The 23,883-nt window shown below is 71.2% G+C and carries 19 protein-coding genes; 8 read left to right on the top strand and 11 right to left on the bottom strand.

The window, feature by feature from the left end; all coding sequences use genetic code 11:
- Window positions 1–37 precede the first annotated feature (37 nt).
- The 5 genes from OHB44_RS19510 to OHB44_RS19490 all read left to right on the top strand — a co-directional run bounded on the left by OHB44_RS19510 (window position 38) and on the right by OHB44_RS19490 (window position 7,950).
- A complete protein-coding gene (locus tag OHB44_RS19510; protein WP_330437792.1) occupies window positions 38–727 on the top strand; it encodes a DUF624 domain-containing protein in 690 nt (229 codons plus the stop codon).
- On the top strand, window positions 724–2,757 hold the full coding sequence (locus tag OHB44_RS19505) for a beta-galactosidase (RefSeq protein ID WP_330437791.1): 2,034 nt from the start codon (window positions 724–726) through the stop codon (window positions 2,755–2,757). The genes OHB44_RS19510 and OHB44_RS19505 overlap by 4 nt, the downstream gene beginning before the upstream one ends.
- Entirely contained in the window at window positions 2,754–4,892 is a 2,139-nt protein-coding gene (locus OHB44_RS19500) for an alpha-glucuronidase (RefSeq protein ID WP_330437790.1), read from the top strand. Before OHB44_RS19505 ends, OHB44_RS19500 begins: the two co-directional genes overlap by 4 nt.
- A gap of 309 nt (window positions 4,893–5,201) precedes the next feature.
- Window positions 5,202–6,527 carry an extracellular catalytic domain type 1 short-chain-length polyhydroxyalkanoate depolymerase gene (locus tag OHB44_RS19495; protein ID WP_330437789.1) on the top strand — a complete coding sequence of 442 codons (1,326 nt, stop codon included), beginning with the start codon at window positions 5,202–5,204 and terminating at the stop codon, window positions 6,525–6,527.
- A 40-nt stretch (window positions 6,528–6,567) separates the two neighbouring features.
- Entirely contained in the window at window positions 6,568–7,950 is a 1,383-nt protein-coding gene (locus OHB44_RS19490) for an endo-1,4-beta-xylanase (protein ID WP_372488260.1), read from the top strand.
- A gap of 59 nt (window positions 7,951–8,009) precedes the next feature.
- On the opposite strand, the gene sthA is transcribed toward OHB44_RS19490, so the two are convergent.
- From sthA to OHB44_RS19470, 4 genes are all read right to left on the bottom strand, one after another.
- Window positions 8,010–9,413 (bottom strand): Si-specific NAD(P)(+) transhydrogenase, encoded by a 1,404-nt coding sequence (gene sthA, locus OHB44_RS19485; protein WP_238682520.1) that lies wholly within the window; start codon window positions 9,411–9,413, stop codon window positions 8,010–8,012.
- A 53-nt stretch (window positions 9,414–9,466) separates the two neighbouring features.
- A complete protein-coding gene (locus OHB44_RS19480) occupies window positions 9,467–10,489 on the bottom strand; it encodes a fibronectin type III domain-containing protein (protein WP_266302236.1) in 1,023 nt (340 codons plus the stop codon).
- Window positions 10,490–10,785: 296 nt separating this feature from the next.
- Window positions 10,786–11,424 carry a response regulator gene (locus tag OHB44_RS19475; RefSeq protein ID WP_238682518.1) on the bottom strand — a complete coding sequence of 213 codons (639 nt, stop codon included), beginning with the start codon at window positions 11,422–11,424 and terminating at the stop codon, window positions 10,786–10,788.
- Window positions 11,421–12,623, bottom strand: a complete 1,203-nt coding sequence (locus tag OHB44_RS19470; RefSeq protein WP_330437788.1) for a sensor histidine kinase — start codon at window positions 12,621–12,623, stop codon at window positions 11,421–11,423. The genes OHB44_RS19475 and OHB44_RS19470 overlap by 4 nt, the downstream gene beginning before the upstream one ends.
- 146 nt (window positions 12,624–12,769) lie before the next feature.
- Between OHB44_RS19470 and OHB44_RS19465 the strand changes: the two genes are divergently transcribed.
- Window positions 12,770–13,528: an ABC transporter ATP-binding protein gene (locus OHB44_RS19465; RefSeq protein WP_238682516.1), complete on the top strand. Its 759-nt coding sequence runs from the start codon at window positions 12,770–12,772 to the stop codon at window positions 13,526–13,528.
- Window positions 13,525–16,056 carry an ABC transporter permease gene (locus tag OHB44_RS19460; RefSeq protein WP_330437787.1) on the top strand — a complete coding sequence of 844 codons (2,532 nt, stop codon included), beginning with the start codon at window positions 13,525–13,527 and terminating at the stop codon, window positions 16,054–16,056. Before OHB44_RS19465 ends, OHB44_RS19460 begins: the two co-directional genes overlap by 4 nt.
- Window positions 16,057–16,107: 51 nt before the next feature.
- Here OHB44_RS19460 and OHB44_RS19455 read toward each other — a convergent pair whose 3' ends face one another.
- Together OHB44_RS19455 and OHB44_RS19450 are read right to left on the bottom strand one after the other, a co-directional pair.
- Window positions 16,108–17,721: a ricin-type beta-trefoil lectin domain protein gene (locus tag OHB44_RS19455; protein WP_330437786.1), complete on the bottom strand. Its 1,614-nt coding sequence runs from the start codon at window positions 17,719–17,721 to the stop codon at window positions 16,108–16,110.
- A gap of 96 nt (window positions 17,722–17,817) precedes the next feature.
- Entirely contained in the window at window positions 17,818–18,240 is a 423-nt protein-coding gene (locus OHB44_RS19450) for a DUF2000 domain-containing protein (protein ID WP_330437785.1), read from the bottom strand.
- Window positions 18,241–18,290: 50 nt separating this feature from the next.
- On the opposite strand from OHB44_RS19450, the gene OHB44_RS19445 reads away from it, so the two are divergent.
- Window positions 18,291–19,094, top strand: a complete 804-nt coding sequence (locus tag OHB44_RS19445) for a helix-turn-helix transcriptional regulator (protein ID WP_330437784.1) — start codon at window positions 18,291–18,293, stop codon at window positions 19,092–19,094.
- A gap of 6 nt (window positions 19,095–19,100) precedes the next feature.
- Here OHB44_RS19445 and OHB44_RS19440 read toward each other — a convergent pair whose 3' ends face one another.
- The 5 genes from OHB44_RS19440 to OHB44_RS19420 all read right to left on the bottom strand — a co-directional run bounded on the left by OHB44_RS19440 (window position 19,101) and on the right by OHB44_RS19420 (window position 23,873).
- A complete protein-coding gene (locus OHB44_RS19440; protein ID WP_330437783.1) occupies window positions 19,101–19,934 on the bottom strand; it encodes a helix-turn-helix transcriptional regulator in 834 nt (277 codons plus the stop codon).
- Between the two features lie 245 nt (window positions 19,935–20,179).
- Window positions 20,180–21,604, bottom strand: coding sequence for an aldehyde dehydrogenase family protein (locus tag OHB44_RS19435; protein WP_330437782.1), 1,425 nt, complete (start codon window positions 21,602–21,604; stop codon window positions 20,180–20,182).
- An 84-nt stretch (window positions 21,605–21,688) separates the two neighbouring features.
- The gene (locus OHB44_RS19430; RefSeq protein WP_266302243.1) at window positions 21,689–22,654 is read right to left on the bottom strand and encodes a quinone oxidoreductase family protein; all 966 of its coding nucleotides are present in this window, start codon (window positions 22,652–22,654) and stop codon (window positions 21,689–21,691) included.
- A complete protein-coding gene (locus OHB44_RS19425) occupies window positions 22,651–23,013 on the bottom strand; it encodes a hypothetical protein (RefSeq protein ID WP_238682508.1) in 363 nt (120 codons plus the stop codon). Before OHB44_RS19425 ends, OHB44_RS19430 begins: the two co-directional genes overlap by 4 nt.
- Window positions 23,010–23,873 carry an extradiol ring-cleavage dioxygenase gene (locus tag OHB44_RS19420; RefSeq protein WP_238682502.1) on the bottom strand — a complete coding sequence of 288 codons (864 nt, stop codon included), beginning with the start codon at window positions 23,871–23,873 and terminating at the stop codon, window positions 23,010–23,012. The genes OHB44_RS19425 and OHB44_RS19420 overlap by 4 nt, the downstream gene beginning before the upstream one ends.
- Window positions 23,874–23,883 lie beyond the last annotated feature (10 nt).

Here is a 23,883-nt window from a genome sequence, read left to right as displayed (position 1 = left end):
GACCACGGATCAGCTGAGTCGACCGGAGGGAGCGAGCGTGAGTGGCGCGACTCAGACCCGGCGACAGTTCGGCGACGGACCACTGTCGCGGATCACCTCGCGCGTCTACATCCTGCTCGTGGTCGAGCTGCTCCTGCTGCTCACCACGTTGCCCGCCCTGCTCCCGCTGCTGTTGCTGGGCCGCGACCCCAGCAACCTGCCGCTGGCCGCGCTCCTCCTGGTGCCGATCGGCCCGGCGATCTCCGCCGCCCTGTACGCCCTGCGCCACCAGCGAACCGACCTGACCGACCTGCACCCGGCCGCCCTGTTCTGGCGCGGCTACCGGGCCAACGTGTCCGGCGTGCTGCGCGTCTGGGTGCCGACGCTGCTGTGGCTGACGGTGCTCGCCGTGAACCTCGCGTACCGCGGTGCGGTGGGCCTGTCGAGCTGGTGGGCAGTGCCGCTGGTGCTGATCGGAGTGGGCGTGACGCTCTGCGCGGCAAACGCCGTGGTGATCACCTCGCTGTTCGACTTCCGCACCCGCGACGTGTTCCGGCTGGCCGTGCACTTCCTCGTGCGTACCCCCGGTGTCTCCCTCGGCAACGCCCTGCTGCTGGCCGCGGCGGCCGGGATCACCGCGGTCTTCTCCGAAGCGGTGCTGATGCTGCTCGCGTCGATCGCGGTGCTGGCGTACCTGCGCATCAGCGATCCGATGATCCACCTGATCCGGAAGGAGTTCACCTCATGAGCCTGCCCCTCAGCGCCAAGGTGCCCTTCGGGGGCGACTACAACCCGGAACAGTGGCCCGAGGACGTGTGGAAGCAGGACTACCGTCTCTTCGACAGCGCACGGATCGACCTGGTCACCCTCGGGGTGTTCGACTGGGCGCTCACCCAGCCCGCCGAGAACACCTACGACTTCGCGCTGCTGGACAGGATCGTCGAGCGTGCCAGTGCCGAGGGACGCGGGATCTGCCTGGCCACCGGCACCGGAGCTCACCCACCATGGTTGGCGAAGGCGTACCCGGAAGTGACCCGGACCGACTTCGAGGGCCGCAAGCACCGCTTCGGCCAGCGACACAACTCCTGCCCCAGCTCGCCGGTCTTCCGCCGGCTCTCCACGGAGCTGGCCCGCCGGGTCGCCCGCCGCTACGCCGACACCCCGGCGGTGCTCGCCTGGCACGTCGGCAACGAGTACGGCGGCGCCTGTTACTGCGCGCTCTGCGCGGCCGGCTTCCGGAACTGGCTGCGTCACCGCTACGGCACCCTCGACGAGCTGAACGAGGCCTGGTACACCACCTTCTGGTCACACACCTTCACCGACTGGGACGAGATCGAGCCGCCGTCGGCGCTGACCGAGCACTGGCGCGGCCCGGATCACACGGCGTTCCCGGGCATCACACTGGACTACCTACGGTTCACCTCCGACGCGATGCTGACCAACTTCCGCGACGAGAAGGCGGCCATCCGGGAGTGCAGCCCGACGCTGCCGGTGACCACGAACTTCATGGGCATGTACCGCCCGATCGACTACCACCGCTGGGCCCCTCATCTGGACTTCGTCTCCTGGGACAACTACCCGCCCGACGACGAGTCGGCGGCCCGGATGGCGCTGACCCACGACCTGATGCGCGGGCTCAAGGGCGGCCAGCCGTTCTGGCTGATGGAACAGACCCCGAGCTTCACCGCGTGCCGCGACGTCAACCCGTTGAAGCGCCCCGGTCTGATGCGGCTGTGGAGTTGGCAGGCGGTGGCGCACGGCGCCGACGCGGTGCTCTTCTTTCAGCTGCGTGCCTCTCGTGGGGCCAGCGAGAAGTACCACGGCGCGGTCATCGGGCACGCCGGTCGCTCCGACACCCGGGTGTTCCGGGAGGTATCCGAGCTGGGCGCCGAACTGGAACGGCTCGGCCCGGCGTCGCTGGGCGCGCGGACCCCGGCCCGGGTGGCGCTGCTGTTCGACTGGGACAGCTGGTGGGCGTTGGAGCTGTCCGACGGCCCGTCCCGGCTGGTCCGCTACCAGCAGGTAGTGCTCGCGTACCACCGGGCGCTCTGGGACGCCGGTGTGGACCTGGACGTCATCGCGGTGACCGCCGACCTGTCCCGCTACGACGTGGTCGTGGCCCCGGCCCTGCACCTGCTCAAGGGTGACCTGCCGCAGCGGCTGGAGGCGGTGGCGACGCGCGGCGGGTCGGTGCTGACCACCTACCTGTCCGGCCGGGTGGACGAGAACGACCAGGCGTTCCTGATGGACGTACCGGGCCCGCTCGGGCAGCTCATGGGCGTCCGGGTCGACGAGTGGGACGCCCGCGGCCCGGACGTGGTCAACACGGTCCACCTCGGCGACGGCGCGGATCAGCTCGACGTCGACGCGCGGCTGCTGTTCGAGCTGGTGATTCCACAGGGCGCGCAGGTCATCGGCACCTACCAGGCCGACTTCTACGCGGGCACCCCGGCGGTGACGCGCAACTCCTTCGGCGCCGGCGACGGCTGGTACGTGGCGGCCGGACTGGACCAGGCCGGGGTGTCCTGGGTGGTGCGGCAGGTGCTCGCCCGGCACGACCTGCTCGGGCCCTACCCGGACGTGCCGAACCTGGAATCCGCCGTGCGGGTCGCGGCGGACGGGTCGCGGCTGCTGTTTCTGCTCAACCACCGCGCCGAGCCGGTCGAGGTGACCGCCCGGATCGGCGGCGTCGACCTGCTCACCGGCGACCGTACGGCGGCCGGCGGCGCGCTGCGGCTGCCGGCGTACGGGGTTGTCGTGCTGGAGGAGGACCGGTGAACGCCGAAGAGTCGGTGGAGTTGGAGCAGCTGATGTTCGTCGAGGAGCCGATGGACGGTGGCGAGCCGCGCGTCCATCCGGCCTGGCTGCCCCCGGAGGCGTTCCGGTCGCTCGGCGCGCGCCGCATCCTGCTGCACGGCGAGGGGTTGCTCGTCGACACCGTCCTCAACGAGGTCTCACGCGCCTGCGCGCGATACGGCGGGAGGGTGTGGCATTCCCCGTCCTGGGACGTCGACGTCGACCTGGTGCTCGCCCTGCGCGACGCCCCTGAGCTGCCCAACCCGGCGGTGGAGGCGGCGCGCGCGGCAGGTGAGGCGGCGCTGGTCGAGCTGGGCGACGGCGGGACGCTCGGCGACGAGGGTTTCGTGTTGGCGCGGGCTGGCGACGTGACAGCGGTGCTGGCCGACGCTCCCGCCGGCCTGCTGTACGGGCTCTTCCACGTGGTCCGGCTCTGCGCGGCGGCCTTCGACCCGGCTCGCCCCCCGGAGCGGCATCGGCCGGCGCTGCGCCGACGCATGCTGAACCACTGGGACAACGTGGCAGTGCACCCGGTGATGGGCCAGGTCGAACGGGGGTACGCGGGCGGCTCGATCTTCTGGCGGGACGGCCGTCCGCGCGGCGACCTGGCCCGGGTGCGGGAGTACGGGCGGCTGCTGGCCTCCTGCGGGGTCAACGCGATATCGGTGAACAACGTCAACGTGGCCCGTACCGAGGCGCTGCTGCTCACCGAACGGCTCGGCGACGTGGCCGAGATCGCCGACGCGCTGCGCCCGTACGGCATCCGGGTGCACCTGTCGGTCAGCTTCGCCGCGCCGGTGGTCCTCGGTGGCCTGCCGACCGCCGACCCCCTGGACGAGGCGGTGCGGGTCTGGTGGGCCGCTACCACCCGGCGGGTGTACGACCGGATCCCGGACTTCGGCGGCTACCTGGTGAAGGCGGACTCGGAGGGGCAACCCGGCCCGTTCACGTACGGCCGTGACCACGCCGACGGGGCGAACCTGCTGGCCGAGGCGCTCGCCCCGCACGGGGGAGTGGTGCACTGGCGGGCGTTCGTCTACAACCACCACCAGGACTGGCGGGACCGGTCCACCGACCGGGCTCGGGCCGCGTACGACCACTTCGCCCCGCTCGACGGGCGGTTCCGCACCAACGTGGTCGTCCAGGTGAAGTTCGGCCCGGTGGACTTCCAGACCCGCGAGCCGGTCTCACCGGTGCTCGCCGCGATGCCGGCGACCCGGCTGGCGGTGGAGTTGCAGGTCACCCAGGAGTACACGGGCCAACAGCGGCACGTCTGCCACCTCGGCCCGTGGTGGGGTGAGGTCCTCGGTTTCGCCCCCTGGGGGCCGGGCGGGCGGACGATCGCCGACGTGGTCACGGGCGAGTCGGCGGCGGGCGGCGGGATGGTCGCCGTCGCCAACGTCGGCGACGACCTCTTCTGGACCGGGCATCCGTTGGCGCAGGCCAACCTGTACACGTTCGGCCGGCTCGCCTGGGACCCTCGACGGGACCCGACGGCCGTCCTCGACGAGTGGATCACACTGACCTTTCCGCCGTCGGCGACCGCCGACGCGGAGCTGGTGCGGCGGACCCTGCACGAGATCATGGACGACTCGTGGCGCACGTACGAGCGCTACACCGCCCCGCTGGGCGTCGGCTTCATGGTCAACCCCGGCGACCATTACGGCCCCGGCGTCGACGGGTACGAGTACACGCGGTGGGGCACCTACCACTTCGCCGACCGCGACGGCGTCGGCGTGGACCGCAGTCGCGCGTCGGGCACCGGTTTCGCCGTCCAGTACCCGCCGTACTGGGCGCAGGTGTACGAGTCACCCGAGACCTGCCCCGACGAGCTGCTGCTCTTCTTCCACCATGTGCCGTACGGGCATGTGCTGCGTAGCGGCTCGACAGTCATCCAGCACATCTACGACACCCACTTCGCGGGGGTCGAGGAGGTGACGGTGATGCGACGGAAGTGGCAGACGTTGACCGGCATGATCGACCCGAGCGTGTACGAGCGGGTCGCCGAACGCCTCGACGAGCAGGTGCGCTGCGCCACCGAGTGGCGCGACCAGATCAACACGTATTTCTTCCGCAAGTCCGGGGTGCCGGACGAGCGAGGGCGGGACATCTACTGAGCGGCGGTGGGGGAGGCCCGACCATCCGGTCGGGCCGCCCTCGTGCCGCGCGCCCCAGCCGGCCTGGCAGGTTCCGAAAACGTCCCGATAATTTATCGCGGCCCGTCGGTGCTGACCATGCCCGTCGATGGCCATTCCGACGCAGGTGACCGCCGGAACCGTTGCGGCGAAAGGTTTCCGGAAGTCTTGACAATCGAGGGTGCTCGATCGAAGCTGACATGGTCACGCGAGCCGCGGTCAAGGTCGGGCGAAGGGCAGTCCTCGACTTAAGTCCCCTTCCACGCGCCTTTTTCGCAAGGGATCGCGACGATGACACTGAAGACGAGAATGCTTGGCGTCGTCATGGCGGCCGTGACACTGGCCGCCGCCGCCTTGACGTTCGCCACCCCGGCGTCGGCGGCGACGCTCACGCAGGTGACGAACTTCGGCACCAACCCCACCAACCTGCAAATGCACCTGTACGTCCCGGACCGGGTGGCGACCCGACCGGCGATCCTCCTGGCCATGCACTACTGCACCGGGACGGGCCCCGCATTCCACTCGGGCACCCAGTACGCCTCACTCGCCGACCGGTACGGGTTCATCGTGATCTACCCGTCGGCAACCCGCAGCAGCAAGTGCTGGGACGTCTACTCGCCGCAGGCGTTACGCCGTGGCGGCGGCAGCGACCCGGTCGGGCTCATGTCGATGGTCGACCACGTGCGGCAGCGCTACTCCGCCGACCCCGCGCGGATCTTCGCCACCGGCACCTCCTCCGGCGCGATGATGACCAACGTCATGCTGGGCGTCTACCCGGACGTGTTCGCGGCGGGCGCCTCGTTCGCCGGAGTCCCGTTCGCTTGCTTCGCCACCGGCGGCACCTCGGAGTGGAACAGCCAGTGCGCCAACGGGCAACTCGTCCGGACCGCGCAGCAGTGGGGTGACCTGGTCCGGGAGGCGTACCCCGGCTACACCGGCCAGCGGCCCCGGATGCAGATCTGGCACGGCACCAACGACGAGACGCTGCGCTACCCGAACTTCGGCGAGCAGGTCAAGCAGTGGACCAACGTGCACGGGCTGAGTCAGACCCCGACGTACACCGATTCCCCGCAGTCGGGCTACACCCGCACCCGGTACGGAGGCAGCGGTCCGTTGGCGCCGGTCGAGGCGATCAGCATGCAGGGTGTCACGCACAACATCCCGGTCGACGCCGCGCAGGTGATCCGCTTCTTCGGGCTGGACGGCACCGCGCCGCCGACCACGCCGCCGCCGACCACGCCGCCGCCGACCACGCCGCCGCCGACCACGCCGCCGCCGACCACGCCGCCGCCGACCGAGGGCGCCTGCCGGGTCGGCTACACGGTCAACGCCTGGAACAGCGGCCTCACCGCGAGCGTGGCCATCACCAACACCGGTGCCACCGCCGTGAACGGTTGGGCGCTGACCTTCACGTTGCCCACCGGGCAGCGCATCACCAGCGGCTGGAACGCCCAGTACGCCCCGGCGAGCGGTGCGGTGACCGCCCGCAACGTCTCCTACAACAACACCATCGCCCCGAACGCGTCGGTCGAGATCGGCTTCCAGGCCACGCACGAGGGCGGCACCGGCAAGCCCACCTCGTTCGCCCTCAACGGTGCCGCCTGTTCGGTGTCCTGATTTCCCTTCCCACCCCACCACCCCCAGAAGGAGTCACACAATGAGAAGTACGAGATGGAAGGCGGCATCCAGAGCCGCCATCGCGCTGGCCGGCGCGGGTGCCCTCGCCGCCGGCATGGCGCTGTTCGCGACGGCACCCGCGGCCGCCGGGACGACGCTCGGCGCGTCCGCCGCCGAGAAGGGTCGGTACTTCGGCACCGCGGTGGCCGGATTCAAGCTCTCCGACAGTGCGTACACCACGATCTTGAACCGTGAGTTCAACATGGTGACCGCCGAGAACGAAATGAAGATGAACGCCACCGAGCCGCAGCAGAATCAGTTCAGCTACGGGGCGGCGGACCAGATCGTCAACCACGCGCGCAGCCGTGGGATGAGCGTGCGAGGTCACACGCTGGCGTGGCATTCGCAGCAGCCCGGCTGGATGGAGAGCATGAGCGGCAGCGCGCTGCGGCAGGCGATGCTCAACCACGTGACGCAGGTGGCCACCCACTTCCGGGGTCAGGTCGTCGCGTGGGACGTGGTGAACGAGGCGTTCGCCGACGGCAGCTCCGGAGGCCGTCGCGACTCCAACCTCCAGCGCACCGGCAACGACTGGATCGAGGCGGCGTTCCGGGCGGCGCGCGCCGCGGATCCGGGCGCGAAGCTCTGCTACAACGACTACAACACCGACAACTGGACGCACGCCAAGACCCAGGGCGTCTACAACATGGTGCGCGACTTCAAGGCCCGTGGCGTGCCGATCGACTGCGTGGGTTTCCAGTCGCACTTCAACAACGAATCCCCGTACGTGAGCAACTACCGCACCACGCTGTCCAGCTTCGCGGCGCTCGGTGTGGATGTGCAGATCACCGAGTTGGACATTCAGGGCGCGTCGGCGAACACCTACCGCAGCGTCGTCGAGGACTGCCTGGCCGTGGCCCGCTGCAACGGCATCACCGTGTGGGGCATCCGCGACAGTGACTCGTGGCGAGCTTCGCAGACCCCGCTGCTGTTCAACAACAACGGCTCCAAGAAACCCGCGTACGACGCGGTCCTCGCCGCGCTGAACAACGGCACCACGCCGACGGACCCGCCGACGGACCCGCCGACCGACCCGCCGACCGATCCGCCCACCACTCCGCCTCCGGGCTCGGGTGGCTGCACGGCGACGGTGTCGGTGAACCAGTGGACGGGTGGTTTCGTGGCCACGGTGAAGGTGACGGCCGGTTCGTCGGCCATCAGCGGCTGGACCGTCGGCATCGGTCTCCCGTCCGGCGCGACGGTCACCAACGCGTGGAACGCCAACCGCAGCGGTAACACCGGCACGACGAACTGGACGAACGTGGCGTACAACGGCCGGGTCGGCGCCGGACAATCCACCGAGTACGGCTTCCAGGCCAACGGCACCGCCGGAAGCCTCAGTCCCACCTGCTCGGCAAGCTAAAGCCCCACCGGCCGGTGCGGAGGCGGCTTCCGCCCCCGCACCGGCCCACCGGGGGCGGGCTAGCCGTCGATGCGGATGATGTTGCGGATCTTGTTGGACGCGTCCAGGGCGGCGACCTTGTACGCCTCGGCCAGCGTCGGGTAGTTGAACACCGCGTCGACCAGGTAGTCGATGGTGCCGCCGCAGCCCATCACCGCCTGCCCGATGTGGACGATCTCGGTGGCGGCGGTGCCGAACACGTGCACCCCGAGCAGTCGGCCGTCGTCGGGGGAGACGAGCAGCTTCAGCATGCCGTACGAGTCGCCCACGATCTGACCCCGAGCCAATTCGCGGTACCGGGCGATGCCCACCTCGAACGGTGTCGAGCTTTCGGTGAGCTGCGCCTCGGTCTGCCCGACGAAGCTGATCTCCGGGATCGTGTAGATGCCGATCGGTTGCAGGCCGTGCATCTCCCGGATCGGCTCGCCGCAGGCGTGCTGCGCGGCCAGCCGGCCCTGCTCCATCGAGGTGGACGCGAGCGCGGGAAAGCCGATCACGTCGCCGACGGCGTAGATGTTCTCCACCGAGGTGCGGTAGTTGGCGTCGACAGTGATCCTGCCGCGTCGGTCCGCCTCCAGCCCGGCCGCCTCCAGCGCCAGGTCGTCGGTCTGACCCTGCCGCCCGGCCGAGTACATCACCGTGTCGGCGACGATCTTCTTGCCGCTCTTGAGGATGCACAGCGCCGCCGTCTGGTGCTTCTCCACGGCGGCGACCTCCTCGCCGAAGCGGAACGCCACGGACAGGTCGCGCAGGTGGTACTTGAGTGACTCGACGACCTCGTCGTCGCAGAAATCCAACATCCGCTCGCGGCGTTCCACCACAGTCACCTTGGTGCCGAGGGCGGCGAACATCGAGGCGTACTCCATGCCGATCACGCCGGCGCCGACCACGACCATGCTGCGGGGTACGGCCTGGAGGTTGATGACCCCGTCGGAGTCCACGATCGTCCGGTCGTCGAAGTCGACGCTGTCCGGACGGGCCGGGCGGGTGCCCGCGGCGATGACAATCTTGTCGAAGGTCACCTTGGACTCGCGGCCGGAGCCGCCGTCGACCCAGATCGAGTGCGCGTCGGCGAAACGCCCGGTGCCGGTGATCATCGCGACCCGGTTGCGGGCCAGTTGGTTGCGGATGACGTCGGTCTGCCTGGTGATCACGTGCTGGGTCCGGGCGGCCAGGTCACTGACCGTGATGTCGTCCTTGACCCGGTAGCTGCTGCCGTACAGGTCCCGCTGACTCAGGCCGGTCAGGTAGAGCACTGCCTCGCGTAGCGTCTTGGAGGGCACGGTGCCGGTGTTGATGCACACCCCACCGATCATGTCGCGGCGCTCCACGATGCCGACTCGCCTGCCGAGCTTGGCGGCGGCGATCGCGGCCTTCTGACCGCTGGGCCCGGAGCCCAGCACCAACAGGTCGTAGTCATACACAGGCGTTAGCGTCGCAAGATGTCGCGGCGCGCGCCAGACCCCGGAGTCGAGCGTTATTCGTCTGCCACAGTGCAGAGGCCGCCGTTCAGCGTGATCTCCTCCGGCAGTTGCGTGCCGGAGGCGACGAGCCCCAGCGACACAGTGCCGCCGGGCGGGATCACCGCGTTGCGACCGGTGTCGCGCACCCGCAGGTAGCTGTTGTTGAGGCGGTCGACGACCTTCGCGCCCCAGATGCCACGGACCTGCTGGCTGGCCCAGAACCGCCACGTCATCGTCCAGCCGTCGATCGCCGTGGCGCCGGTGTTCTCCACGACGAGGTGCGCCACGAAGCCGTCCGGCCACTGCCGCACGTCGGACCGGACCGTGCAGCTCGGGGGCGGCGGCAGGGTGGTCACGGTGACCGGTGTGGACAGGGGGGACAGGTTTCCGATTTCGTCGCGGGCCTGCACGACGAAGGTATACGTGGTGTTCGGCGTCAGCCCGCTGATCTGGGCACTGTTCACGGGCGGGTACTGGTAGACCTCACGGACCCGGGTGAGTGTGCCGCCGGCGTCGACCCGGAACACCTCGTATCGGTCGAGCGCGACGTTCTCCACCGAGTGGGCCCACCGCAGCCACACCTGTGTGGCGGCGACGTCGTACGCCACCGGTTGGCCCGGCGCGCTCGGTGGTTGGTCGTCGCCCGGTGGCATGGTCAGCCGCAGTGTCGGGTTGGACACCGAGCTGTTGCCAGCCGCGTCCAGAGCCCACACCGAGAAGGTGTACGTGCGCGACGGCCGCAGGTTGGTGATCCGGATGCTGTTGGTGTCGGTCGAATACTGGGCGCCGGAATCCTCGAATCGCGCGCCGACCGGGTAGCGGACCACGCCCACGTCGTCGGTCGAGGCCGCCCAGGTCAGCTCGACCGAGGTGGTGTCGATGGCGACGACGGTGATCGGGCCGGGCGCGGTGGGCGGTGTGGTGTCGTCGGCGGCGTACGCCGGCGTCGCGCCGGCGGCGACCAGGGTTGCCGTCAGTGCGGACGCGACCAGCGCGGCGGCCTTCGACCGGATTCCTTGACTTCGACGTTCGCGCACGATGTATACCCCCGACTCCGGCCGCCCACCGCTTCCATCAATCCATCCCCGTCGATACTAGGTCACTGTGGTTCGGCAGGCTGCCCCGCCGGGCTCGGCCGCCGACCTCGGCGCGCGCAGACGCCCCAGGGCTGGTGGATGTGTGCCGCTCGTTGCCTTTGGAGCTGAATCGTCTACGACATCGGTGGCCACCGGTGCCGCTGATTCGTTGACGACATCAGCTCCAAAGGCAACGAACAAGGCACCAACCCGCCCGCGAGCCGCCGCCCGCGAGCCGCCGCCCACCAGAGCCCGATCTAGCCGACGAGGCGGCGTTCCCACGCCCAGGCGGCGATCTCGACCCGGTTGCGGGCCTTCAGTTTCATCTGCACGCTCGCCAGGTGGGTCTTGACAGTGCCGACGGCGATGAAGAGTTGGGTGGCGATCTCGGCGTTGGTCAGGCCCCTGGCGACGAGCTTCACGACGTCGAGTTCCCGTGGCGACAGGCCTGCGTCGTCGCGCGCCGGGGCCGGCGAGCTGAGGTGCTCCAACAGCCGAACCGTGATCGAGGGGCTGATCAGCGCGTCGCCGGACACTGCCGCGCGGACCGCCTCCACCAGCAGGGCCGGGCCGGAGTCCTTGAGCAGGAAGCCGCACGCGCCGTTGGAGAGCGCGGTGTGCACGTACTCGTCGAGGTCGAAGGTCGTCACGACGACAACCCGGATCGGGTCGGCGACGCCCGGGCCCGCGAGCAGCCGCAGTGCCTCGAGACCGTCGAGGCGGGGCATCCGGATGTCCAGCAGCACCACGTCCGGGCGCAGTCGTCGGGCCAGTTCGACGGCCTGGACGCCGTCGGCGGCCTCGCCGACCACCTCCATGTCCGACTGGGCGCCAATGATCATGCCGAAGCCGGTCCGGACCATGGCCTGGTCGTCGGCGATCAGCACCCGGATCACCGCGTCACCGCCACGCGGAGCGGGAACGCCGCGTCGAGCACCCAGCCACCGGCGACGCCGGGCCCTGCGGTGATCGTGCCGCCGAGGGCGCGTACCCGCTCGGTGAGGCCGATCAGGCCGAAGCCGTGCCCCCGGGCCGGCGCGGTGCGCGGCGACGCGCCGTCGTCGGCTACCCGGACCAGCAACCAGTCGGGGGTACGCCGCACCGCCACGTCCACGGACCGCGCGTCCGGCGCGTGCTGGCGGGTGTTGGTCAGCCCTTCCATCACCACCCGGTACGCCGACGTCGACACCTCCACCGGCAGTCCGTTCAGGTCGCCGTCGACGTGCAGTCGAGCCGGCGCGTTCGCCGCGCCGTTGAACCCGGCCAGCAGCGGCTCCAGCTCGGTCACCCCGGCCAGTGGCGCCAGCGGCGCGTCCGGCGGGGCGTCCGGGTTGCGCAGGATGCCGACCATCCGCCGCATCGACGCCATCGTCTCCGCGCCGGCCCGCTCGATCTGTTCCAGGGCGACGATCACCCGTTGCGGGTCCTGCTCGGCGACGAACCGGGCACCCTGTGCCTGGACCACGATGCCGGTGACGTGGTGGGCGATGAAGTCGTGCAGATCCCGGGCGAACTCGGCACGTTGCTCGGCCCGGACCAGCGCGATGGCCCGCTCCCGGCCGGCGGCCATGACGCGCAGGTAGAGCCCCACCCCAGCGGCGCCGGCCGCGGCGAGCACCTGGAGCAGGCCGAAGATCACCAGCAGGTTCTCGGTGCCGACGCGCAGCGGCATCGCGGCGACGGCGAGCCCGGCGGCCACCGCGGCCCACGGGGCGAGCCGCGGCGCGCCCCAGCGGCTCACCACGAAGACCACGCCGATCAGCCCTGCCGACTCGGCGAGCCCCCAAGTGCGGGCGAGCAGGATGCCGCCGCCTCCGGAGAGGAGCACCACCCCTGCGGTCACGGCCAGTGAGGCGGTGGCGAGTGCCAGCGCGGCCAGCGGCAGCCGGCGGGAGCCCAGCCGATGCACCGGCAGCCACAGCGGCACCGTCGCCACCGCCAACCCCATCGGCACCAGCAGGAGCAGAAGAGTACCGATGCCGGAGTTATCCGCCGTGCTGGCCGCGAAGTCGAAGAGGGCGAGCAGGCCGAAGGCCACCAGCCCGGCTGCTTGGGCCAGGCGTACCCACAGACGTCGAAGATCCGGCGTGCTCATGGTGACCCAGCGTAGCCAGCTGGGTGGAGGTGGCGGATCGGCCAAAAGGCAGACCCGGCACCGGCGATACCCGGCCCCGGGCCGATGCGCGCACCCGCCGGTGGCGGCGACGCTGTGCCGGTCACCACGCAGCCACTGGAGGAACGATGACAACCCACGCCCCGCCGGAGACCAGCCACGCCGCGGTCGCCGCGGTCGACCTGGTGAAGGTGTACGGCAGCGGCGACACCGCCGTCCGTGCCCTGGACGGGGTCTCGGTCGGCTTCGGCCGGGCCGAGTTCACCGCGATCATGGGCTCGTCCGGGTCCGGCAAGTCGACGCTGATGCACTGCCTCGCCGGCCTCGACACTGCCACCTCCGGTCGCGTCCTGCTCGGCGGCACGGAGCTGACCGGCCAGTCGGACCGGACGCTGACCCGGGTACGCCGGGAGCGGATCGGGTTCGTCTTCCAGTCCTTCAACCTGCTGCCGCAGCTCACCGCCGCGCAGAACATCACGCTGCCGCTGGACCTCGCCGGTCGGCAGCCCGACGCGGAACTGCTCGCGCACCTGGTGCGGGTGCTGGGCCTCGGCGACCGCTTGAACCACCGGCCCAGCGAGCTGTCCGGCGGCCAGCAGCAGCGGGTGGCGCTGGCCCGGGCGCTGGTGGCACGGCCCGAGGTGGTCTTCGCCGACGAGCCGACCGGCAACCTCGACTCCCGCTCCGGGGCGGAGGTGCTCACCATCCTGCGCGACTCGGTACGCGACCTGGGCCAGACCGTCGTCATGGTCACCCACGACCCGATCGCCGCCGCGTACGCCGACCGGGTGGTGCTGCTCGCCGACGGGCGGCTGGCCGGCGAGATCGACAAGCCGAACCAGGTGTCGGTCACCGACGCCCTGCGTGACCTGGCGGCCCGCCGATGAGGGCGACGGTGCTGCGTACCCAGACGACCGCCGCGGCCCGGCGGCCCGGCCGGCTGATCCTGACCGGCCTGGCGATCCTGGTCGCGTCGTTCGTCGTGTTCGGCACCGTGCTGGTGCAGCAGATCACCGAACGGACCGTGCGGGACAACCTCAGCGGCACCCCGGCCGTCACCGACCTGGTGATCGGCAGCGTCGACGTGCCGCCACCCGCAGTGGCCGACGTGCGGCAGATCCGGGCCGTGCCCGGGGTGGCCGAGGCGGTGGCCCGGGTCTCGACGGGGGTCTCCATCGGCGAGGGGTACCTCAACCTCCAGTCCGATCCGGGCACCGGCCCGCTGACCACGGTCCGAGTGATCGAGGGTAGCTACCCGGATCAGCCCGGCGAGATCGCGATCACGCCGCGTACCGCCGAACGGCTCGGGCTCTCGGTCGGCACCACCACCAGCGGCACCGGCGGTGAACTCACCACGCCCGCCCCGCTCACAGTGACCGGCCTGGTGGAGAGCGGCGTCGACGCCGGTTACGACGCGTACGCCCCGGACAGCGCCGTGATCGCCTGGGCGCGCCTGACGACCGTGGAGCGCGTCGACGTGCGGGTGGCCCCCGGCGCCTCGACCGACGCGGTCCGCCAACGGGTGACAGCAGCGGTCGCCGGCCAGCCGATCCGCTCCGGCGCCGAGGTGCGCGAGTCTGAGGCCCAGGCGGCGGCCCAACAGGTCGGGAGACTCTTCATCCTGGTCGGCATGTTCGTCTCCATCGCTGTCGTCGCTGCCGCGCTGGTGGTCACCTCGACCTTCCGCATCGTCTTCGCGCAGCGGATGCGGCAGCTCGCGCTGCTGCGGGCGGTCGGCGCGAATCGGGCCACCCTGGTGGGGGCCCTGACCGCCGAGGGAGCCCTGACCGGGCTGGTCGCCGGCGTCGTCGGGGTCGCCAGCGCCCTCACTCTCGGGTACGCGCTGCCGGCGATCCTGCGCGCCACCGGCCACGAGGTCTCCTCGCCGGGCCTGCCACTGGCGGAGGCGGTCACTGTGGTGATCGGTGCCGTCGTGATCACCGTGCTGGCCGTGCTGGCGCCGGCGCTGTCGGCCGCCCGGGTCTCCCCACTGGAGGCACTGCGGGCGGCGAGCGTCACCGCCGGCCGCCGCGGCATCGGCGTGCTGCGTCTGGTCTTCGGGCTGCTCCTGGCCGTCGGCACGATCCTGGCGGCGGTCGGGACGATCAGTCAGTTGCCGAAGCCGGAGCAGTCGGACTACGACCCGTCGATGCCACTGTTCCTGCTGGTCGGGTCCGGCGCGTTGGCGTTCTTCGCGCTGGTGGCCCTCGGGCCGCTGCTGGTACGCCCGGTGCTGGCAGTGGTGGGTTGGCCGCTGCGCCAGCTCGGGCCGCTCGGACGGATGTCGGTCGGCGGGATCGGCGGGACGCCGCGCCGCGCCGCTGCGGTCTCCGTCGTGGTCGCGCTCGGCGTGACCCTGATCTCCGGGGTGGTCATCGGCGGCGCGTCGCTGCAGATCCTCGCCGACCGCGAGATGGCGCTCTCGGCCCCGACCGACTTCGAGGTCACCAGCAACGGTGGGACGCTTCCGCCGGCCGTCGTGACCCGGGCCGAGGCGGCGCGCGGCGCGCTGGCGAGGGTGGTGCCGTACCGGATGGTCGGTGACGCCACGCTGCTGCGCGGCGCGGACAAGCTCGGCGACGTCGAGGCCGGTTATCCGACCAGCGACCTGAACCTGGCCGCGCTGCCGAGCACCGGCGCCCTGGACGTGGCCCAGGGCAGCCTGACCGATCGTGGCCCCGGCCGGATCGTGCTCAACAGCTGGGTCGCGCGGGACGCGGGTCTGCGGGCCGGCGACACGGTCACGCTCGCCGTCGCCACCGGCAGTGTCGACGTGCGGGTGGTCGCGGTCCTGCCCGGTGACGGGCCGCTACACGCGGGCATCCTCGCCGATCCGGCCGACCTGGACCGGCTCGGTGTGCCGGCCGCGTACAGCGGTCTGCTGGCCGATGCGGCCGGCGCCGGCGAGGACGGTCGTACCGCCGGCGTGCGGGCGCTGCGGCAGGCGATCGGTGGCAGCGACGGGGTGGGCCTCGCGGTGCTCGCCGACGAACGGGACCGCAACGACGCGTTGGTGCGCACCCTGGTCTGGATCGCTGTCGGTCTGGTCAGCCTGACCGTGCTGATCGCTGTGGTCGGCGTGGGCTCCACGACCGCGCTCTCGGTGGTGGAGCGGGTACGCGAGTCCGGGTTGCTCCGGGCGATCGGGCTGTCCCGGACCGGTCTGCGCACCATGCTCACCGTCGAGTCCGGCCTGTACGGTGTGATCGGCGCGACCATCGGCCTGGTGCTCGGCATTCCGTACGCCTGGTTGGCGGTCCAGACCCTCGGGATCGAGGCTCCGCTGACCGCGCCGCTGCTGCCGCTGGCGGGGCTCTTCGTGGTGCTGGTCGGGCTGACCGCGCTGGCCGGGGTGCTACCGGCCCGTCGGGCGTCGAGGGTCAGCCCGGTGGAGGCGCTGGGGGCCGACAACTGAGCACCGTCGTGGGGTGGCACCGCATCGTGGCGCCACCCCACGACGGCCTGGTCAGTTGGGGTTGTTGGCGTGGGTCAGCGTCTCCCAGGCGACGAAGAGGTTGTTGGTGCCGGCCGGGCGTTGTTGCAGCGTGAGGGTCTGGGTGTTGGTCATGACGTTGCCCAGCCGGGTGCTCATCGCGTTGAAGCCGACCTCGGTGATCGGCCCGAGGCCCCGGGTGAGGCTGCCGCCGCAGAGCCAGGAGGGTGGCGCCTCGCCGAGCTGGTAGCGCGAGTGGAAGCCGAGCGCCTGACGCAGCCGCTCACCGACCTGTGGGTGCAGGTCCCGTCCCTGGATCCGTGAGGTCTCCGCGACGTGCGAGATGGCGGAGATCCCGTACCCGGTGTGGACGAAGTCGCGGCAGGTCTCCTGGGCGAGGCCGGCGACGAAGGTGGACTGGCCCTGCCAGTAGCCGATGATCTCCGCGCTGGTGTCCAGGCCGCTGCCGGGCATCGTATACGGCAGCGCGCCGTCGCTGGGCAGGTAGACGAAGGCACGGGTGCGGTTGAGGAAGCGGCTGACCGCCGCGTCGTAGGCGGACCGGTCCTCCAGGAAGACCGAGATGCCGACGGCGGCCTCCATCATCGTCAGTTCCCAGTTGCCATTGCTGTTCGACCCGTTGCGCACCACCGGCAGGTAGACGTTGCGCAGCATGGTGGCGAAGCGGTTGGCGTTGGGCCAACTCGTGTACGTGTACTTGATGATCTCGGCGGCCCGGGGCCAGACCGAGGCGGCCCAGCCGGTCTGCAGTGGGGCGTTGCTGCCGGTGTGGGCGGTGATGGTGGCCGACCACGCGTCCATGATCTGGATCGACTTCTGCGCGTACCGGGCGTCACCGGTGACGTACCAGGCGAGCGCGTCGGTGTACGCGGCGATCGCGTCCTCCCGCTCGTCGGTGCAGCCGTTGTTCGGGTTGGAGTAGGAACCGCACTCGACCACCGAACGGGGCGCCGGGGTGCGCGACAGGGAGGCGTACCGGCTGCCCATCATCTGGTTGTAGGCCGCCGCCCACGGCTGCGCGCCGGCCTGTACCCGGCCACGGACGAAGTCGAGCTGGCCTCGGCTGACCAGCACGCCCGGGTGGGTGAAACCACCGGAGGGCGGCGGTGTGGTGCCGCCGCCGGTGGGCAGTGCCCAGGTCTGGTTGGCGGTGCCGGTGCAGCTCCAGATCTGCAGCGGGGTGCCGTCGGCCGAGCTGGGGCCGGTCGCGTCGAGGCACTTGCCCGAGGTCGGGTTGACCAGTTGCCCGGCGCTGGGCGACCACTGCTGTGCTCCGGTGCCGTTGCAGTCGTAGATCTGCACCCGGGCGCCGTTGGCAGTGCTGGCGGCGGCGATGTCCAGGCACCTGCCCAGCGCCCGGATCGTGCCGTCGTCGGCCACCGTCCACTGTTGCGCCGTGGAGCCGTTGCAGGCGAAGAGCTGCACCGGTGTGTTGTTGGCAGGGTTCGCGGCGGCCACGTCGACGCACTTGCCGCCGTACCCGGTGATGGCGCCCGTCGCGGCCGCCGCCGCGGGCGATGCGCCGACGATCAGGCCGGTCGGTACGGCGAGCAGGGCCGCGGCGAGCGCGGAGGTCAGTCTGATGCGGGGGCGGCGGGGCAGGAGCCCGGCCGATCGTCGCGCCATGTGGGGGTCCTTCCGGGGCGGCGAAACAACTGTAAAGTGTGTTAATCATTACAGTCATACACACCGATATCAATGTCTTCGTCGCCACGGATGCCGTTACGGGTGCATGGACGCACCCTTGAGCACCTTGTCCACCACGTTGCGCGGCGCGTGCAGCGCCAGGCCCACCAGGTCGAGCTTCTCCCGTCCGACCGCCTGCACGGCGGCGCGGTTGTCCCGGTCGTTGCCGGTGGCGAACAGCTCGGACGTGAAGATCGCCAGCCGCAGGCCACGGGCCAGGGCGCGCGAGTGCGCGCCGACCACCGTCGCCCGGTCACCGGCGAAGACCAGCACCGGCTGGCCGAACATCGGCAGGTAGCTGGTGCCGTCCGCGTCGCAATACTCCTCGCCGACCAGCTCCGGCAGCGTGCTCGCGATGCCGCTGACCAGGAAGGCCGTGACGTTCAGCCGTTGCCAGCTCGCCAGGTCGTTGCGGAGCAGTACGGCGATCTTGGTGGGAAAGCGGATCGGTTCGGTCATGCCGTCGAGCCTGCCCGCCCCGACGCCTGTCGGTCTTGTACGTTCTTAGCGTGGACACCCGCCCGGCGGGCTCGCACGTCAGCGCGTGGCGACCCGCGGTAGCCGGGATCGCCGAGGTCTTCCACGCCCACTTCGTCGACCACGCCTACCCCCGGCACATCCACGACGTGTGGACGCTGTTGATCGTCGACGACGGCGCGGTCCGCTTCGACCTGGACCGGCACCGGCACGGCGCGCTGCGCACGTCGGTCACCCTCCTGCCGCCGTACGTTCCGCACGACGGCAGCTCCGCCACACCGGACGGCTTCCGCAAGCGGGTCCTGTACCTCGACACCTCGGCGCTCGACGCCGAGCTGGTCGGCCGGGCCGTCGACGAACCGGACCTGGCCGATCCGCAGCTGCGCGACCGGATTCACCACCTGCACCAGGTGCTCGCCACACCCGGCGACGAGTTCGAGGCCGAGAGCCGGCTGGCGTTCATCCTGGACCGGCTCCGCCGTCAGCTCCGCCAGCGCTCCCCGGCAGGTGTCCTGCCTCCTGGACGCGGCCTCGCTGTGCGACTACGGGAGCTGCTCGACGCCCGGACCGTCGAGGGCGTCACGCTGGGGGAGGCGGCGGAGCTGCTGCACGCCCACCCGACCCACCTGGTCCGGACGTTCACCCAGGCGCACGGTGTGCCACCGCACTCGTACCTGACTGGCCGTCGGGTCGAGCTGGCGCGTCGCCTGCTCCTCGCCGGGCAGCGGCCCGTCGAGACCGCCGTCGCGGCCGGGTTCTTCGACCAGGCGCACCTGACCCGCCACTTCCGGCGCTACCTGGGTGTCAGCCCGGCCCGCTATCCCCGACCGAGCTGATCGCCGTCAGACGAGCTGACCGCCGATGACGGCGAGCAGGCGCAGCTTCTCGTCGCTCGGCGACCCGGGTACGGCGGTGAAGACCAACAGTGTCTGTGACTGGTCGGGATCCACCAGCGTCTGGCAGTGCAGCTCCAACGCCCCGACCTCCGGGTGCACGAAGTGCTTCGGTGGGCAGTAGCCGGCGGGCACCGGGTGCTCCCGCCACAGGTGCGCGAACTCCGGGCTCCTGGCCAGCAGGTCGTCGACGAGCGCGGCGGCCCGCGAGCCGCGCCCGTCGCGGGTGTACGCCGCATGCAGGTGCGCCACGAGCAGTCGACTCTGCGTCTGGTGGTCCTGCGCCGGGTGCAGCTGCCGTGCCGTCGGGTCGGTGAACCAGCGGTGGTGCGCGCTGCGCGCCAACCCGGTGTACCGGGTCTCGTCACCGAGCAGGGCGACGGCCGGGGCGGTCTGCGCCAGGGTCTCGCCCAGGTGGTTCACCACCTGGGCCGGGGTGTCGTGCATCCGGTCGAGGATGCGCATCATTCCCGGGTTCACGTGGTCGGCCCGCACCGCGCGGCGCGGAACGGCGTGACCGGCGAGCTGGAACAGGTGGTCGCGTTCGGCGAGGGTGAGCCGCAGGCCCCGGGCCAGGGCGGCGAGCATCTGCTCCGAGGGGTGCGGTCCGCGCTGCTGCTCCAACCGGCTGTAGTAGTCGGTGGACATCCCGCTCAACGCGGCGACTTCCTCGCGCCGTAGCCCTCCGGTACGCCGACGGGGGCCCCGGGGCAACCCGACGTCCTCGGGCTGGAGCGCCTCGCGGCGGGTGCGCAGGAAGCTGGCGAGTTGGGCGCGGTCCACGGGTGTCTCCGATCGGTGGGTGCCGGCGGGCGGACCGGCACATGGATTGCAACAGACCATCCCTGCCCCGGTGTTCCACCCCGCGCCCCGGCCCCGCCCCGCCCTTTGATCTCGCGATCTTGCACCTTCTGTCGAGACATAAGGGTTGTAACACCCCATGTCGGCATCCGAAAGTGCAAGATCGGCGCGGGCGGGGCGGGGCGCGCGGGACGGGCGGGGCGGGCCGGGGCGAGGGGCTGGTGCGGTTAGCGCTGGATGGACTTGGTTTCCAGGAACTCCTCCAGCCCGAAGCGGCCGAACTCGCGGCCGTTGCCGGAGTGCTTGTAGCCGCCGAACGGGGCGAGCGGGTTCCAGTGGCCGGCGTTCACGTCGACCTGGCCCACGCGCAGCCGCCGGGCGATCGCCAACGCGTGCTCCGGCTCACCGAAGACGCCGCTGGTCAGGCCGTACAGCGTGCCGTTGGCGATGGCCACGGCCTCCTCCTCGTCGGCGTAGGGGATGATCGTCAGCACCGGGCCGAAGATCTCCTCCTGGGCGATCGCGGAGGCCGGGTCGACGTCGGCGAAGATCGTCGGTTGGACGTAGGCCCCGACGGTCAGCCCCTCGGGCCGCTGCGGGCCGCCGAACACGAGCCGGGCGCCGTCGGCGATGCCCCGCTCGATGTAGCCGACGACCTTCTGCCGGTGGGTCTCGGACGCCATCGGGCCGATCCGGGTGGCCTCGTCGCCCGGGTCGCCGACGGTGTACTGCTTCGCGGCCTCGACGGCCAACGCCACGACCTCGTCCTGGCGGGAGGCGGGTACCAGCATCCGCGGCCACGCGCCGCAGACCTGACCGCCGTTGCTGAACGCCATCATGAGACCCCGCTCGACAGCGGCGGGCACGTCGGCGTCGTCGAGGATGATGTTCGCGCCCTTGCCGCCCAGCTCCAGCGCGACCCGCTTGACGGTCGCCGCGGCCACCGCGGAGATCCGCTGCCCGGCCCGGGTGGAGCCGGTGAAGGAGATCATGTCGATGTCCGGGTGGGCGGAGATCGCCTCGCCGACGGTCGCGCCGGTGCCGTAGACGACGTTGAAGACACCCGCCGGTACGCCGGCCTCGGCGGCGGCCTCGGCGAGGACGCGCGCGGTCAGCGGGGCGTTCTCGGACGGCTTGAAGACCATCGTGTTGCCAGCGAGCAGGGCCGGCGCCAGCTTGGAGACGATCTGCTGGAGCGGGAAGTTCCACGGCGTGATCGCGCCGACGACACCGATCGGCTCGCGGACGATCAGCGAGTTGCCGACCTCCTCGGTCCAGGCGAAGTCGTCGGCCAGGCCGGCGACGGACTCGACCACGGCGGCCGGGAACGCGACCTGGGCGGTCCGGGACATACCGATCGGAGAGCCCATCTCGGCGGTGATCGCCTGAGCGATCTCCTCCGTGCGGGCGGCGAGGCCGGCGCCGAGGCGGCGCAGCACGTCCGCCCGGTGCTGCGGGGTGGTCGCCGACCAGGCCGGGAAGGCGGCTCGGGCGGCGGCGACGGCGCTGTCGACGTCGGCGGCGGTGCCGGCCGGGGTCTCGGCGACGACCTCGCCGGTGGCCGGGTTCACGACGGGAAGGGTGCCGGCGGAGCCGGTGACGGTCTCGCCACCGATCCAGTGGCCGGCGACGGTGTAGGTGGAAGGTGTCATGGACCGACCGTCGCACCGCCGCCGAACCCCAACCAGGTGCGGTTTATCCACGGTTCCGCGATCCCTGGCTGGGGCTCGGCCCCCTCAGAGCGCGAGGACGATCCGGCCGGCGGTGGTGCCGGCGTCCTGTCGGGCCCAGGCCTCCGCGATGGCGTCGAACGGCACTATCTCGTGGTCGACGGTGAGCCGGCCGGCCGCCGCGTGCCCGGCCACCACTGTCAGCGCGGCGGCCCGCTCGGCGGTCGACAACCCGTTGTTGGTGTAGCCGATCATCCGCAACGCGCCGCTGCGCAGCACGGCGGACTCGATGGGTGCTGTCGCGCCGGCCGCGCTACCCAGGTTGACCAATCGCCCGCCCGGGCGCAGCACCCGCAACGCCGCCGCGGCCGGGACACCGAAGACCGGATCGAGGACGAGGTCGACCGGCCCGTCGGCGGCGTGGCGCAGCCGGTCGGCCATCGACGCGACATCGTCGTCGGGGAGCAGCGGGACCGCGACGGCGGCGCCGAGTTCCTCGGCGCGGGCCCGCGCCGCGGCCGACCGGGCCACGGCGATGACCCGGCGGGCGCCACCGAGCAGGGCGAGCTGGACGGCGGCCTGACCGACCACACCCCCGGCGCCGAGCACGATGACCTGTTCGCCGGCCGCGAGGCCGCCGGCGTGGGTCAGCGCCGCGTGCGCGGCGACAGCGGAGAGGCCGAGGGCCGCGAGCAGGGTCAGCGGTACGCCGGCCGGCAGCGCCACCACGTCGACGGTGGGCACTGTGACGGTGGTCGCCATGCTGCCGTCGACACCGGAGCGCATCCCGGCCGACGTGCCGAACCAGACCGCGGTGCCGTCGGCGAGCCGACCGACCCCCTGCACACCCGGCACGTACGGGGTGCTCGGCGGTCCGAAATAGCTGGTGCCGCTGGCGCAGAGCACGTCCAGCGGGGTGATCGGCACGGCCTCGACGGTGACCGCCACCGCACCGTCGGCCGGTACGGGCACCGGCCGCTCGGCGATCGTCGGTGCGGCGCCGCAGGTGGTGAGCACAGCCGCGCGGATCACGTCGCGATGTCCGGGTAGGGCATCGAGAAGTGGGCCAGTCGCGCGCCGTAGGACTTCTGGTATTCCAGCGGCTGTGTGTTGTCCCGCTCGAAGAGGGCAATGAAGAGGGTCAGGGTGAGGAACGGGTGCGCGCCCAACTCGAAGAGCTTCACGTGGTCGTGGGTGGCCAACGCCTCGCGCTCCACGTCGTCGAAGCGCAACCAGGTGCTCGCCTCGCCGGTGTGGCAGTTCAGCACCGTGTTGGCGCACTCGGCCTCCCACCAGGCGACCAGCTCACGCGGCTCGCTGCGGTAGCGCTCGACCAGTTCCGGGTCCCGGTCGACCATGAAGAGGAACTTGTTCAGCAGATACTTGCTCATGCTGGCGCTCCGTTCGGGTACCAGGTGAAGTACGCCTCCATGGTGTGGAACAGATCGAGCGTGTCCACGTAGTCGGCCTTCACGCCGGCGCCGGCCACGCCCATCATCAGCATGAAGTCCATGAAGCCGTGGGTGGCGTTGCCCGGCGAGTGCAGGCTGTCCAGGGTGACCTCGCGCAGGCACTCGTCCAGGTCGCCGTTGGCGATCCACTCGACGGCCCGCTGGTCGAACTCCGGGTCCGGGCCGTGCGGGCCGAACTGCCGGGGGCCGCCCAGCTCCAGTGAGAGGTGGCCGGTGCCGATGACCGCCACCCGCAGGTGCGACGGCCACGACTCGACGATGTCGCGGATGCTCTGGCCGAGCTGGACGAAGCGCTTCGGCTGCGGCAGCGGCGGCGCGAAGATGTTGGTGTAGATCGGCACGATCGGCAGGTCGGCCTCGGGCCGCAGCGTGATGATCGGGCAGGTGATGCTGTGGTCGATGCGCAGCTCGTTGCTGAACGCGAGGTCGAAGCCGGCGTCGAGCCCGGCCCGCAGGATGTGCCCGGACAGGTCCTCCTGGCCCTTGAGCAGCATCCGGGGCAGCCCGAACTCGCGCTCCTCGTTGTACCAGTTGGCGTCGTAGTGGGGCGCCTTGCCGACCAGGAACTGTGGCATGTTGTCCAGCCAGAGTTGGTGGAAGTGGTCGGAGCCGACCATCACCAGCACGTCGGGCCGGGCTCGGGTCAACGTCTCCCGGAACGCCAGGATCTTGCGGGTCCACTCGTCGGCGAATGGTGGCCGATCCTCGCCGGTCGCGGTGCTGGCCCGGTAGTAGAAGGGGTGGTGGGTGGAGGCGATGACCGCGACGATGGAGGCCATTCCCGCTCCT

Source organism: Micromonospora sp. NBC_00821 (assembly GCF_036347035.1).
In the GTDB taxonomy this organism is placed as follows: Bacteria; Actinomycetota; Actinomycetes; order Mycobacteriales; family Micromonosporaceae; genus Micromonospora; species Micromonospora hortensis.
The sequence above is the reverse complement of the archived record's forward strand: the minus strand, read 5'-3'. Positions and strand labels throughout refer to the sequence as shown.

What these genes read in the sequence shown, in the direction of transcription:
- OHB44_RS19425 (WP_238682508.1), bottom strand. Translation starts at nt 23,013, where the DNA reads ATGAGCAAGTATCTGCTGAACAAGTTCCTCTTCATGGTCGACCGGGAC.
- OHB44_RS19495 (WP_330437789.1), top strand. Translation starts at nt 5,202, where the DNA reads ATGACACTGAAGACGAGAATGCTTGGCGTCGTCATGGCGGCCGTGACA.
- OHB44_RS19490 (WP_372488260.1), top strand. Translation starts at nt 6,568, where the DNA reads ATGAGAAGTACGAGATGGAAGGCGGCATCCAGAGCCGCCATCGCGCTG.
- OHB44_RS19450 (WP_330437785.1), bottom strand. Translation starts at nt 18,240, where the DNA reads ATGACCGAACCGATCCGCTTTCCCACCAAGATCGCCGTACTGCTCCGC.
- OHB44_RS19505 (WP_330437791.1), top strand. Translation starts at nt 724, where the DNA reads ATGAGCCTGCCCCTCAGCGCCAAGGTGCCCTTCGGGGGCGACTACAAC.
- OHB44_RS19460 (WP_330437787.1), top strand. Translation starts at nt 13,525, where the DNA reads ATGAGGGCGACGGTGCTGCGTACCCAGACGACCGCCGCGGCCCGGCGG.
- OHB44_RS19420 (WP_238682502.1), bottom strand. Translation starts at nt 23,873, where the DNA reads ATGGCCTCCATCGTCGCGGTCATCGCCTCCACCCACCACCCCTTCTAC.
- OHB44_RS19470 (WP_330437788.1), bottom strand. Translation starts at nt 12,623, where the DNA reads ATGAGCACGCCGGATCTTCGACGTCTGTGGGTACGCCTGGCCCAAGCA.
- OHB44_RS19435 (WP_330437782.1), bottom strand. Translation starts at nt 21,604, where the DNA reads ATGACACCTTCCACCTACACCGTCGCCGGCCACTGGATCGGTGGCGAG.
- OHB44_RS19455 (WP_330437786.1), bottom strand. Translation starts at nt 17,721, where the DNA reads ATGGCGCGACGATCGGCCGGGCTCCTGCCCCGCCGCCCCCGCATCAGA.
- OHB44_RS19465 (WP_238682516.1), top strand. Translation starts at nt 12,770, where the DNA reads ATGACAACCCACGCCCCGCCGGAGACCAGCCACGCCGCGGTCGCCGCG.